Origin of the sequence: Pseudomonas sp. GD04091, assembly GCF_029836165.1 — a bacterium.
GTDB lineage: Bacteria > Pseudomonadota > Gammaproteobacteria > Pseudomonadales > Pseudomonadaceae > Aquipseudomonas.
The window spans coordinates 42,071-54,952 of the sequence record NZ_JAOEBG010000032.1 but is presented as its reverse complement, the minus strand read 5'-3'; the positions used below and the strand labels follow the sequence as shown (position 1 = coordinate 54,952).

The window sequence follows — 12,882 nt, the reverse complement described above, 5'->3', positions numbered from 1 at the left end:
CGGGGGCCGCTTTGCGGCCCTTTCGCGACACAAGGCCGCTCCTACAGAGCCTGCATGTATCCAGAGGTCAGTGCTTCATCCCCAACCCATGCAGCGGCGATCAGGGCGGGGGTCACGGCACTGCGCGTTCCACCCTGGTAGAACTTGGTCTTGCCCACGGTGGTGTGGGGCGTGGTGTCGTCTGTGCTCATGGCTCAATCTCCCTGAAATGATCGGTGCCTGGGCGAGCAGGTAGTCCAGCAATCAGCTACACAGCATCTGCCGCGCAGCCACGCCGCTCCCCTGTGGGAGCCGGCTTGCCGGCGATGAGGCCAGCCCAGGCAACCCATGGCTAAAGCCCTAGTGCAATGTCCGAGGCTCCACCTGCGGCATCTGCACCTGAATCAACGCCGATTCGAGCAGCACCCGCAGCGCTTCCATTTCATGCATCGCGGCCATGACCAGAGCCGACACGGGCGACTTGGGATGCAGCAGAACAGCCTGATGCGCCACGGTCTGCGCGCACAGGGCGTACTCCGTGGCCTGGATGATGGTGTCTTCGAGGGAGTGGTGGTTGTGGGGTGGGTCGGGAACAATCTTCAGCATGAACTTGTTCCTTTCGAAGGGCGGCCAGCTGCCTGCTGTCAAACAGGAGCGGCCTTGTGCCGCGAAAGGGCCGCAGAGCGGCCCTGGCAATACTAGCTTGATGCGCAAGTCATGACCGCCTCGCACGCCTTTCGCGGCCCAAGGTGCTGCGTGCAAGCAGTGCCTCGGCGATCTCAGTGCTCTACCTCTAAAAACGCCGCCTCCAACAACTGCCTCGTATACCCATGCTTCGGCTCATGAAATATAGCCCCAGCATCCCCCTGTTCCACCACCTGCCCATGCTTGATCACCATCAACTGATGACTCAACGCCTTGACCACCGCCAGGTCATGACTGATGAACAGATAAGTCAGGTTGTACTTAACCTGCAAATTCCGCAGCAACTCAACCACCTGCCGCTGCACCGTCCGATCCAGCGCCGAGGTCGGCTCATCCAGCAAAATCAACGCTGGCTTCAACACCAACGCCCGAGCAATCGCAATCCGCTGCCGCTGCCCCCCAGAAAACTCATGGGGATACCGATGCCGCGTCCGCGGATCCAGCCCCACTTCCTCCAGCGCCGCAATAATCGCCGCTTCCTGCTCAGCCGGCGTGCCGATCTTGTGAATCCGTAGCCCCTCGCCCACGATATCCGCCACGCACATGCGCGGGCTCAGGCTGCCAAAGGGGTCCTGAAACACCACCTGCATCTCCCGCCGCAGCGGCCGCACGGCCTTCTGGTTCAGCCCTTCAAGATTCTGCCCATGGAAGCGAATGCCACCCTGGCTGGAAATCAACCGCAAGATGGCCAACCCCAAGGTCGACTTGCCCGATCCACTCTCGCCAACGATCCCCAGCGTCTGCCCCTGAGGCAGGCTGAAATTCACCCCATCCACGGCCTTCACATGGTCCACGGTCCGGCGCAGCAGCCCCTTCTTGATCGGGAACCACACCTTCAGGTCCTTCACCTCCAGCAACGGCGCCCCTTCGGCGTTCGCGGCGGGCGCGCCGCTGGGCTCGGCATTGATCAGCATCTGCGTATACGGATGCTGCGGCTTGCTGAACAGCGTGGCGCAGTCGGCCTGCTCGACGATCTTGCCGCACTGCATCACGCACACGCGGTGGGCGATGCGGCGTACCAGGTTGAGGTCGTGGCTGATCAGCAGCAGGGCCATGCCAAGGCGCGCCTGCAGCTCCTTGAGCAGGTCGAGAATCTTCAACTGCACGGTCACGTCGAGCGCCGTGGTGGGCTCGTCGGCGATCAGCAGTTCAGGCTCGTTGGCCAGGGCCATGGCGATCATCACGCGTTGGCGCTGGCCGCCGGACAGTTCGTGGGGCAGGGCTTTCAGGCGCTTGTGCGGCTCGGGAATACCGACCAGCTCCAGCAGCTCCAGGGTGCGTGCGGTAGCTTCCTTTCCGGTCAGGCCCTTGTGCAGCAACAGGATCTCGTTGATCTGCTTCTCGATGCTGTGCAGCGGGTTCAGCGAGGTCATCGGCTCTTGGAAGATCATCGCGATGCGGTTGCCGCGAATCCGCTGCATGGGCTTCTCGCCCAGGTGCAGCAAGTCCTTGCCTTCGTAATGGATGGTGCCGGAAGGATGCCGGGCCAGGGGGTAGGGCAGCAGGCGCAGGATCGAGTGGGCGGTCACCGACTTGCCCGAGCCGCTTTCGCCGACCAGGGCCAGGGTCTCGCCCTTGCGGATGTCGAAGCTGATGCCGTCGACCACGCGGTTGACCTGCTCGCCGGTGAGGAACTCCACCGCCAGGTCGCGGACTTCGATCAGGGTGTCTTGGCTCATGTCATTTCCTCGGGTCGAAGGCGTCGCGGGCGGATTCGCCGATGAATACCAGCAGGCTCAGCATCACCGCCAGCACGGCGAAGGCGCTGATGCCCAGCCACGGGGCTTGCAGGTTGGACTTGCCCTGGGCCACCAGCTCACCCAGCGACGGTGAGCCGGCGGGCAGGCCGAAGCCGAGGAAGTCCAGGGCGGTGAGGGTGCCGATGGCGCCGGTGAGGATGAACGGCATGAAGGTCATGGTCGAGATCATGGCGTTGGGCAGGATGTGGCGGTACATGATCGGGCCGTTGCTCATCCCCAAGGCGCGGGCGGCGCGTACGTATTCGAGGTTGCGCCCGCGCAGGAACTCGGCGCGCACCACGTCCACCAGGCTCATCCACGAGAACAGCAGCATGATGCCCAGCAACCACCAGAAGTTGGGCTGCACGAAGCTGGCAAGGATGATCAGCAGGTACAGCACCGGCAGGCCGGACCAGATCTCCAGAAAGCGCTGCCCGGCCAGGTCCACCCAGCCGCCGTAGAAGCCCTGCAGGGCGCCGGCGATCACGCCGACGATGGAGCTGGCGATGGTCAGGGTCAGGGCGAACAGCACCGAGATGCGAAAGCCATAGATCACTCGGGCCAGCACGTCGCGGCCCTGGTCGTCGGTACCGAGCAGGTTGTCGCTGGAGGGCGGCGCGGGGGCGGGTACCTTCAGGTCGTAGTTGATGCTCTGGTAGCTGTAGGGGATCGGCGCCCACAGCACGAAGGCGTCTTTCTTCTCCATCAGCTCGCGGATGTACGGGCTCTTGTAGTTGGCCTCCAGCGGGAACTCGCCGCCGAAGGTCGTCTCCGGGTAGCGCTTGAAGGCGGGGAAGTACCATTCGCCGTCGTAGCGCACGGCAATCGGCTTGTCGTTGGCGATCAGCTCGGCGCCCAGGCTCAGCACGAACAACACCAGGAAGATCCACAGCGACCACCAGCCGCGACGGTTGGCCTTGAAGCGCTCGAAGCGCCGGCGATTGAGGGGAGAGAGGGCCATGTCAGTGCTCCCGGCTGGCGAAGTCGATACGCGGATCGACCAGGGTGTAGGTGAGGTCGCCGATCAGCTTCACCACCAGGCCAAGCAGGGTGAAGATGAACAAGGTGCCGAACACCACCGGGTAATCGCGGTTGATCGCCGCTTCGAAACTCATCAGGCCAAGGCCGTCGAGGCTGAAGATCACCTCGATCAGCAGGGAGCCGGTGAAGAAGATGCCGATGAACGCCGAGGGGAAGCCGGCGATCACCAGCAGCATGGCATTGCGGAACACGTGGCCGTAGAGCACGCGGGTGCGGCTCAGGCCCTTGGCCTTGGCGGTGACCACGTACTGCTTGTTGATCTCGTCGAGGAAGCTGTTCTTGGTCAGCAGGGTCATGGTGGCGAAGTTGCCGATCACCAGCGCGGTGATCGGCAGCACCAGGTGCCAGAAGTAGTCGAGCACCTTGCCGGTGGCACTGAGCTCGTCGAAGTTGTTGGAGGTCAGCCCGCGCAGCGGGAACCAGTCGAAGTAGCTGCCGCCGGCGAACAGCACGATCAGCAAAATGGCGAACAGGAACGCGGGGATGGCGTAGCCGACGATGATCGCCGAGCTGGTCCAGACGTCGAAATGGCTGCCGTGGCGCACGGCCTTGGCGATCCCCAGGGGGATCGACACCAGGTACATGATCAGCGTGCTCCACAGCCCCAGCGAGATGGATACGGGCATCTTCTCGGCAATCAGGTCGATGACCTTGGCATCGCGGAAGAAGCTGTTGCCAAAGTCCAGCTGGGCGTAGTTCTTGACCATGATCCACAGCCGCTCTGGCGCCGACTTGTCGAAGCCGTACATGCGCTCGATCTCGGCGATCAGCGCCGGGTCCAGGCTTTGCGCGCCACGGTAGTTGGAGCCGGCCACCGACACTTCGGCGCCGCCGCCGGCGATGCGGCTGGTGGCGCCATCGAAGCCTTCGAGCTTGGCGATCATCTGCTCGACCGGGCCGCCGGGTGCGGCCTGGACGATGATGAAGTTGATGATCAGGATGCCGAACAGCGTGGGGATGATCAGCAGCAGGCGCCGCAGGATATAGGCCAGCATGTCAGTTGGCCTCTTCCGTGACCGGGGTTTCGCTCACCGACGGGGTCACGTCGGGCTTGATCCACCAGGTGTCGATGCCGATGTCGTACTTGGGCGGTACGGCGGGGTGGCCGATGTGGTTCCAGTACGCCACGCGGGAGGTCTTGATGTGCCAGTTGGGGATCACGTAGTAGCCCCACAGCAGCACTCGGTCCAGCGCACGGCAGTGGTCGATCAGGCTCTGGCGCGAGTCGGCGTTGATCAGTTCTTCCACCAGCTGGTCGATGGCAGGATCGCGCAGGCCGATGAAGTTGCGGCTGCCGGGGTTGTCGGCGGCGGTGCTGGACCAGAACTCGCGCTGCTCGTTACCGGGGGAGTTGGACTGCGGGAAGCCGCCGACGATCATGTCGAAGTCGCGCGAGCGCAGGCGGGTGATGTACTGCGACACGTCCACGCGGCGGATCTCGAAGTTGATGCCCAGGTCCGCGAGGTTGCGCTTGAAGGGCAGCAGCACGCGCTCGAATTGGGTCTGGGCCAGCAGGAACTCGATGGTCACCGGCTTGCCGTCCTTGTCGACCATCTTGTCGTCGACGATCTTCCAGCCGGCTTCCTGCAGCAGCTTGTAGGCCTGGCGCTGCTGGTCGCGGATCATGCCGCTGGCGTCGGTGACGGGGTTGCGGAAGGCGCCGTTGAACACCTCGTCGGGCACTTTGCCGCGCAGTGGTTCGAGGATCTTCAGCTCGGTTGGCGAGGGCAGGCCGCTGGCGGCCATCTCGGAGTTTTCGAAGTAGCTGTCGGTGCGGGTGTAGGCGCCGTTGAACAGCTGCTTGTTGGTCCATTCGAAGTCCATCAGCAGGCTGATGGCATGACGCACGCGGATGTCCTGGAACACCGGCTTGCGCAGGTTGAAGATGAAGCCCTGCATGCCTACCGGGTTGCCGTTGGGGATCTCTTCCTTGATCAGGCGGCCGTCGCGCACGGCGGGCACGTCGTAGGCGGTGGCCCAGTTCTTCGCGCTGACTTCCAGGGCGTAGTCGAACTGCCCGGCCTTGAGCGCTTCGAGGGCGACGGTATTGTCGCGGTACGAGTCGAAGGTCATCACGTCGAAGTTGTAGAAGCCGCGGTTGATCGGCAGGTCCTTGGCCCAGTAGTCCTTGACCCGCTCGTAGCGGATCGAGCGACCGGCCTTCACTTCGGCGACCTTGTACGGGCCACTGCCCAAGGGGATTTCCAGGTTGCCGCGGTTGAAGTCGCGGTCTTGGTACCAGTGCTTGGGTAGCACCGGCAGCTGGCCGAGGATCAGCGGCAGCTCGCGGTTGTTGTTGTGCTTGAACTTGAACAGCACCTTGAGCGGGTCTTCGGCGACCACCTCGGCGACGTCGGCGTAGTACTGACGGTACAGCGGCGCGCCGTCCTTGATCAGGGCATTGAAGGTGAACACCACGTCCTCGGCGCGCATCGGGTGGCCGTCGTGGAAGCGCGCTTCGGGGCGCAGGTAGAAGCGTACCCAGCTGTTGTCCGGAGCCTTTTCGATCTTGCCGGCCACCAGGCCGTATTCGGTGAACGGCTCGTCCAGGCTCTGGCGCATCAGGGTGTCGTAGATGCTGCCGATGTTCTCGGCGGCCACGCCCTTGTTGATGAAGGGGTTGAGGCTGTCGAAGCCGCCGAAGCTGGACTGGCGGAAGGTGCCACCCTTGGGCGCGTCGGGGTTGACGTATTCGAAGTGCTTGAAGTTGGCCGGGTACTTCGGCGGCTCGTCGTACAGGGTCAGGGCGTGCTGCGGGGCGGCCAGCGCCGGGAGCGTGAGGCAGGCCAGCAGCAGGCCGCCGGCCAACTGGCGCAGACGTTGGGTTGGCATCATTTCTTGGCTTTCTCCGAAGTCTTCTTGATCCACCAGCTGTTCAGCCCGAGGGTGTAGGGCGGCGTGGCGACGAAGGCGAACCGGTTGCGGTAGGCCAGGCGGTGATTGTCGAGGTACCAGTTGGGGATCATGTAGTACTGCCATGAGAGCACGCGGTCCAGGGCGCGAGCGGCGGCGACCTGGTCGTCACGGCTGCGGGCGGCGAGCAGGGTGTCGAGCAGGTGGTCGACCACCGGGTCCTTCACGCCAGCATAGTTCTTGCTGCCCTTGGTGGTGGCCTGGCTGGAATGGAAATACAGCCACTGTTCGAGGCCCGGGCTCAGGGTCTGGTTCAGGGTCATCAGGATCATGTCGAAGTCGAACTGGTCGAGGCGTTGTTTGTACTGGGCGCGGTCCACGGTGCGCAAGCGCGCATCGATACCGATGCTGGCCAGATTTTCGACATAAGGTTGCAGGATGCGTTCGAGGTTGGGGTTCACCAGCAGCAGTTCCATGCGCAACTGTTGGCCCTTGCTGTCGACCAGACGCTGGCCGCTGAGCTTCCAGCCGGCCTGGGCGAACAGGTCGAGGGCCTGGCGCAGGGCCTGGCGGCTGATGCCGCTGCCGTCGGTGTGGCTGACCTGGTAGGGCTGGGTGAACAGCTTTTCGGGCAACTGATCGCGGAACGGCTTGAGCAGCAGCCATTCCTTGCCGGTGGGCAGGCCGCTGGCAGTGAACTCGCTGTTGGGGTAGTAGCTGGTGGCGCGGCGATAGGCGCCGTTGAACAGCGCGCGGTTGGTCCATTCGAAGTCGAGCATCAGGCCCAGCGCCTGGCGTACCCGGGGGTCGCTGAAGGCGGCGCGGCGGCTGTTCATGAACAGGCCTTGGGTCTGTGTCGGGATCTTGTGCGGGATCTGAGCCTTGATCACTTCGCCGCGGCGCACGGCGGGGAAGTGGTAGCCGTTGGCCCAGTTCTTGGCCTGGTGCTCGATATAGATGTCGAACTCACCGGCCTTGAAGGCTTCGAAGGCCACGGTGGCGTCACGGTAGAACTCGTATTCGACGCGCTTGAAGTTGTACTTGCCGCGGTTCACGGCCAGGTCCTTGCCCCAATAGTTCTTCACCCGTTCGAACACCAGGCGCCGGCCCGGTTGCACCTCGGTGATGCGGTAGGGGCCGCTGCCCAGCGGCGGGTCGAAGGTGGTGGCCTTGAAGTCGCGTTTTGCCCAATAGTGCTTGGGCAGCACCGGCATCTCGCCCAGGCGCAGGATCAGCAGCGGGTTGCCGGCGCGCTTGAAGACGAAGCGGATGCGCAGCGGGCCGAGGATATCGACGCGGGCGACTTCCTGCAGGTTGGTGCGGTAGATCGGATGGCCGTCCTTGAGCAGGGTCCGGTAGCTGAAGGCGACATCGGCCGAGGTGATCGGCACGCCGTCGTGGAAGCGCGCCTCGGGGCGCAGGTTGAACACTACCCAGCTACGGTCCTCGCTGTACTCGACGGAGCGGGCGATCAGGCCGTAGCTGGAGGTGGGTTCGTCGCCGGACGGGTCGTACATGCCGGTGCCGACCATCAGCGGCTCGTTGAGTTCGTTGATGCCGTACTGCAGGAAGTTGGGCGTGGTGACCGGGCTCGATCCCTTGAAGGTGTAGGGGTTGAGCGTATCGAAGGTGCCGAAGGCCATGGCCCGCAAGGTGCCGCCCTTGGGGGCTTGCGGGTTGACCCAGTCGAAGTGGGTGAAGCTGGCGGGGTACTTGAGCGTGCCGAACTGCGCGTATCCGTGGCTTTCGCTCACCATCGCGACGGCGGGGAAGCTCAAGGCCAGGCTGAGAGACAGCAGGAGGGGACGTATCAAGTCGGCATCCGATCCAGGGGGCGTTGGGCTTGGTTCGGGGTACAGTAACAGCTTGTCTGGAATGGAAAAAGGGTGAGCGACTAGCTGGGTCGGGGCTGCTTCGCAGCCCTTTCGCGACACAAGGCCGCTCCTACAGGGATTGCGCCAGCCCTTGGGATTGCGCGGACTCTGTAGGAGCGGCCTTGTACCGCGAAAGGGGCGCCAAGCGCCCCCAGGATTCACATCAACGCGACAGGTAAACGGTCAGGGTCTGCCCCGGCTTGAGCGCATGGCCGCTACGCGGGTTCCAGCGCTTGAGGTGCTTCATCTCGACATTGAAGCGCTTGGCCACCAGGTAGTACGAGTCGCCCTTGCGCACCTTGTACTGGGTGGAACGCTGCTTGGCATCAGCCACCCGGTTGGCCGCCGCGCTCGGCGCGCTGCCACCGCGCAGGGCCAGCACCTGGCCGACCTTGAGGTTGTTGCCGCGCAGGCGGTTCCAGGCCTGCAGCTGCTTGACCGACACCCGATTGGCCTTGGCGATGCTGCCCAGGTTGTCGCCACGCTTGACCCGGTAGCTGCGCGCCGCCGGTGCCTTGGCCTCGGCCAGGGCGGCCTGGAACACGGCCTTGTTCGGCTGCAGGCTGACCAGTTCCTCGGGCTTGAGGTTGGACATGCGGGTGGACAGCAGCTGCGCCTTGGCGGTCGGCACCAGCAGTTGCTGCGGGCCGTCCACGGTCATGCGCTTCTTGAAGGCGGGGTTGAGCTGGATCAGCTCGTCCTCGTCGATGTCGGCGAAGGCGGCGACCCGCGACAGGTCGAGGCGATCGTTGATGGCGACGGCTTCGAAATAGGGTTCGTTGGCGATCGGGTTGAGGTTGATCCCGTAAGCTTGCGGGGTGTTGACCACCTGCGACAGGGCCAGCAGCTTGGGCACGTAGTCGCGGGTTTCCTGCGGCAGTGGCAGGTTCCAGTAGTCGGTCGGCAGGCCCAGGCGCTCGTTGCGCTCGATGGCGCGGCTGACGGTGCCCTCGCCGGCGTTGTAGGCCGCCAGGGCCAGCAGCCAGTCGCCGTTGAACATGTCGTGCAGGCGGTTCAGGTAGTCCAGCGCGGCGTTGGTCGACGCGGTGATGTCGCGGCGGCCATCGTAGAAGTTGGTCTGGCGCAGGTTGAAGTGGCGACCGGTGGACGGGATGAACTGCCACATGCCGGCGGCATGCGCGCGCGAATACGCCATCGGGTTGTAGGCGCTCTCGATGGCCGGCAGCAGCGCCAGTTCCAGCGGCATGTCGCGTTCTTCGAGGCGCTCGACGATGTAGTGCAGGTACAGGCTGCCACGCTCGCCGGCGTTCTCGAGGAACGACGGGTTGCTGGCGAACCACAGGCGTTGCTGTTCGATGCGCGGGTTGACGTCCATGCCGTCCTGCAGGACGAAGCCCTGGCGCATGCGCTCCCAGACGTCCTGGGGCGGGGCCTGGTCCTGGGTCTTGATCACCAGGGGGGCGGGCTTGTGCTTGATCCGCGCCTGGTAGCTGTGCGCGCGAACGCTGTCGGATTCGTCGAGCTGACGGGTGCTCTGGCACCCGACCAGGGTGGCGGCCAGCGCCAGCGCACTGATCTGTGCCAGTCGCGTCAGGGCGACCGAATGAGCGGTTCTGCGGCTACGGGAAGACATCGGCGGGAACGGTTATCCGGGCAAAAAAGTTGGGCGATTCTAGAAACCGGTCCCGGCCGGGTCAACCTTTGGGGGCACACTGCGATATATCTTGGAGTTATCAGAACACGTCTTTCCAAGACCTCAAGGCAGCAAAAACAGTGGCTTGGCTTGGGTTGGAATGTCCCTTCCATTCGTCTGCTTTTTGTTTAACGGATGTTTCAGCGGTGCGCAGGAATGGGTTGGTCAAGCGCTCCAGGGCAATGGTTGATGGCAATGTGATGCGATTGTCGGCGCGCAGCCGGGTAACGTCTTCGAACCGTTGGTGAACGTGCTCGCTCTCTGGTTCCACGGCGCGGGCGAAGCGCAGGTTGCTCAGGGTGTATTCATGGGCGCAGTACACTTCGGTTTCGCCAGGCAGGCCGGCCAGACGTTGCAGCGAATGGTGCATCTGCTCCGGCGTGCCTTCGAACAGGCGCCCGCAGCCGGCGGCGAACAGGGTGTCGCCACTGAACAGTAGCGGCGTGGGCGTTTGCGCAGTGTAATAGGCGATGTGCCCGAGGGTGTGCCCAGGCACGGCCAGGACGTCGAAGCTCAGGCCCAGCGCCTGCGCCTGGGCGCCGTCCTCCAGGGCGACGTCGCGGGCCGGGATGCGCTCGCTGGCCGGGCCGTACACCCGGGCGCCGGTGGCCTGCTTCAGGGCCTCGACGCCACCGACGTGGTCATGGTGATGATGGGTGACGAGGATCGTCTCCAGCGCCCAGTCGGGGTGCTGGGCCAGCCAGGCGAGCACCGGCTCGGCATCACCAGGATCGACCACTGCGCAGCGGCGATTGGCAGTATCCTGTAACAACCAGATGTAGTTGTCGTTGAAAGCGGGTAGGGCATCGATCTGTATCATGTGCGGATCCGTATCGCCAAGCCTGGACATTGGGGGCATCTTAGCCGCGATGGCGCGGCCGGAGAACCTTCGAGGGAGAACGCAATGACCGACCAAGCCTTCGCCCAGGCCGACCCCGACTGGGTCGAGCTCATCAGCCTGGCCCGCGACTGGTTCAACGGCCCTCTGGGGCAGTTGATGCTCAAGGAAGAGGAAAAGTTGCTCGAAGAAGAGCTGCGGCGCTTCTTCGGTGGCTACCTCGTGCACTACGGCCCCTGCGCCGAACCCCCGCCCAGCGCGCCGCAGGTGCATCGCAACGTGCGCCTGGGCGCGCCACTGCCGGGCGTTGAGATCGTCTGTGAGGAACAGGCCTGGCCGTTGTCTGAGCATGCCGCCGATGTGGTGGTGCTGCAGCATGGCCTGGACTTCAGCCTTTCACCCCATGGATTGCTCCGTGAGGCGGCCAGTGCGGTGCGCCCGGGTGGCCACCTGCTGATCGTCGGCATCAACCCGTGGAGCAGTTGGGGCATGCGTCACTTCTTCAGCCACGGCGCCTTGCGCAAGGCTCGCTGCATCTCGGCGTCACGGGTCGGCGACTGGCTCAACCTGCTGGGCTTCGCGCTGGAGAAACGCCGGTATGGGTGCTATCGTCCGCCGCTTGCCTCGCCGGCCTGGCAGCAGCGTCTGGCCGGTTGGGAGCGCGTGGCCGGGGGCTGGCAGAGCTCAGGTGGCGGGGTCTACCTGCTGGTGGCGCGCAAGATGGTGGTCGGCCTGCGGCCGTTGCGTCTGGAGCGTCGCGAGCCGATGGGCAAGCTGCTGCCGCTGCCGTTGGCCAAGGTCAATCGCAGCGCCACCCACCCTGATTCCGAAAAGCACTGAACACGAGTGGTACATGAGCGATAGCGTCGAGATCTACACCGATGGTGCCTGCAAGGGCAATCCTGGCCCGGGTGGCTGGGGCGTCCTGATGATTTTCAAGGGCGTCGAGAAGGAACTGTGGGGCGGCGAGCGCGAGACCACCAACAACCGCATGGAGCTGATGGCGGCGATCGAGGGCCTGAAGGCGCTAAAGCGCGAGTGCGAGGTGATCCTGACCACCGACTCCCAGTACGTGATGAAGGGCATCAACGAGTGGATGACCAACTGGAAGAAGCGCGGCTGGAAGACCGCCGCCAAGGAGCCGGTGAAGAACGCCGACCTGTGGATGGCGCTCGATGAGCAGGTCAACCGGCACAAGGTGACCTGGAAGTGGGTGCGTGGGCATATCGGTCACCCGGGCAACGAACGGGCTGACCAGCTGGCCAAGCGTGGGGTCGACGAGGTACGCGCCCAGCGTTGATTGTGTTGCGGGCCATCGCGGGGAATGCTCATCTTGTGGGAGCGGGCTTGCCCCGCGATGGCCGCAAAGCGGCCCCGATTTCGTTATACTCCCACCCCGAATTCAAGCACCGCCAGTTGGAGTCCCCGCGTGGAGCAGCAGCAAGACAAACGGTTCGTCATCCTCGACACCGAAACCACCGGTATGCCGGTGGCCGAAGGTCACCGCATCATCGAGATCGGTTGCGTCGAGGTCGTGGGCCGACGCCTGACCGGGCGGCACTTCCATGTCTACCTGCAGCCCGATCGCGAGAGTGACGAAGGCGCGATCAACGTCCACGGCATCACCGACGCCTTCCTGGTCGGCAAGCCGCGTTTCGCCGACGTTGCCGAAGAGTTCTTCGAATTCATCCAGGGCGCCACCCTGGTCATCCACAACGCGGCGTTCGACGTTGGTTTCATCAACAACGAATTCGCCCTGATCGGCCAGTCCGAGCGTGCCGATATCGCGCAGCACTGCCCGATCCTCGACACCCTGATGATGGCGCGCTCGCGCCACCCGGGGCAGCGCAACAGCCTCGACGCGCTGTGCAAACGCTACGGCATCGACAACTCTGGCCGTGAGCTGCACGGCGCACTGCTCGACTCGGAGCTGCTGGCCGACGTCTACCTGGCGATGACCGGCGGCCAGACCAGCCTGTCGCTGGCGGGGGATGGCGCGCAGGGCGAGGATGGGCAGGGTGGCACTGGTAGCGAGATTCGTCGGATCACTGGCCGTGCGCCGGGGCGGGTGATCGAGGCCAGCGAGGAAGAGCTCGAGGCCCATGCCGAGCGGCTGGCGGCCATCGCCAAGTCGGCTGGCGGACCGGCGATGTGGCAGGCGCTGACAGACACACCCGCTAGCTGACGCCAAGGCAGTAC

Annotated in this window: 12 protein-coding genes; 3 read left to right on the top strand and 9 right to left on the bottom strand. The window is 64.3% G+C overall.

Annotated features, from left to right (window positions below):
* Positions 1–41 precede the first annotated feature (41 nt).
* The 9 genes from N7422_RS25480 to gloB all read right to left on the bottom strand — a co-directional run bounded on the left by N7422_RS25480 (position 42) and on the right by gloB (position 10,665).
* Positions 42–191, bottom strand: a complete 150-nt coding sequence (locus N7422_RS25480) for a hypothetical protein (RefSeq protein WP_279809113.1) — start codon at positions 189–191, stop codon at positions 42–44.
* 148 nt (positions 192–339) lie between these two features.
* Complete coding sequence (locus N7422_RS25475; protein ID WP_279809112.1) at positions 340–585, bottom strand: hypothetical protein; 246 nt, start codon at positions 583–585, stop codon at positions 340–342.
* A 173-nt stretch (positions 586–758) separates the two neighbouring features.
* On the bottom strand, positions 759–2,363 hold the full coding sequence (locus tag N7422_RS25470; RefSeq protein ID WP_279809111.1) for an ABC transporter ATP-binding protein: 1,605 nt from the start codon (positions 2,361–2,363) through the stop codon (positions 759–761).
* Between the two features lies 1 nt (position 2,364).
* Complete coding sequence (locus N7422_RS25465) at positions 2,365–3,384, bottom strand: ABC transporter permease (RefSeq protein WP_279809110.1); 1,020 nt, start codon at positions 3,382–3,384, stop codon at positions 2,365–2,367.
* Position 3,385: 1 nt separating this feature from the next.
* Entirely contained in the window at positions 3,386–4,459 is a 1,074-nt protein-coding gene (locus N7422_RS25460) for a microcin C ABC transporter permease YejB (RefSeq protein WP_279809109.1), read from the bottom strand.
* Position 4,460: 1 nt separating this feature from the next.
* Positions 4,461–6,299 (bottom strand): extracellular solute-binding protein, encoded by a 1,839-nt coding sequence (locus N7422_RS25455; protein ID WP_279809108.1) that lies wholly within the window; start codon positions 6,297–6,299, stop codon positions 4,461–4,463.
* Positions 6,296–8,131 carry an extracellular solute-binding protein gene (locus tag N7422_RS25450; RefSeq protein ID WP_279809107.1) on the bottom strand — a complete coding sequence of 612 codons (1,836 nt, stop codon included), beginning with the start codon at positions 8,129–8,131 and terminating at the stop codon, positions 6,296–6,298. Before N7422_RS25450 ends, N7422_RS25455 begins: the two co-directional genes overlap by 4 nt.
* Before the next feature lie 223 nt (positions 8,132–8,354).
* The gene (locus tag N7422_RS25445) at positions 8,355–9,785 is read right to left on the bottom strand and encodes a lytic transglycosylase domain-containing protein (protein WP_279809106.1); all 1,431 of its coding nucleotides are present in this window, start codon (positions 9,783–9,785) and stop codon (positions 8,355–8,357) included.
* A 100-nt stretch (positions 9,786–9,885) separates the two neighbouring features.
* On the bottom strand, positions 9,886–10,665 hold the full coding sequence (gene gloB, locus N7422_RS25440) for a hydroxyacylglutathione hydrolase (RefSeq protein WP_279809105.1): 780 nt from the start codon (positions 10,663–10,665) through the stop codon (positions 9,886–9,888).
* A gap of 84 nt (positions 10,666–10,749) precedes the next feature.
* On the opposite strand from gloB, the gene N7422_RS25435 reads away from it, so the two are divergent.
* The 3 genes from N7422_RS25435 to dnaQ all read left to right on the top strand — a co-directional run bounded on the left by N7422_RS25435 (position 10,750) and on the right by dnaQ (position 12,868).
* Positions 10,750–11,523: a methyltransferase domain-containing protein gene (locus N7422_RS25435; RefSeq protein ID WP_279809104.1), complete on the top strand. Its 774-nt coding sequence runs from the start codon at positions 10,750–10,752 to the stop codon at positions 11,521–11,523.
* A gap of 13 nt (positions 11,524–11,536) precedes the next feature.
* A complete protein-coding gene (gene rnhA / locus N7422_RS25430; protein ID WP_279809103.1) occupies positions 11,537–11,983 on the top strand; it encodes a ribonuclease HI in 447 nt (148 codons plus the stop codon).
* 129 nt (positions 11,984–12,112) lie between these two features.
* A complete protein-coding gene (dnaQ, locus tag N7422_RS25425; protein ID WP_279809102.1) occupies positions 12,113–12,868 on the top strand; it encodes a DNA polymerase III subunit epsilon in 756 nt (251 codons plus the stop codon).
* Positions 12,869–12,882: the final 14 nt, after the last annotated feature.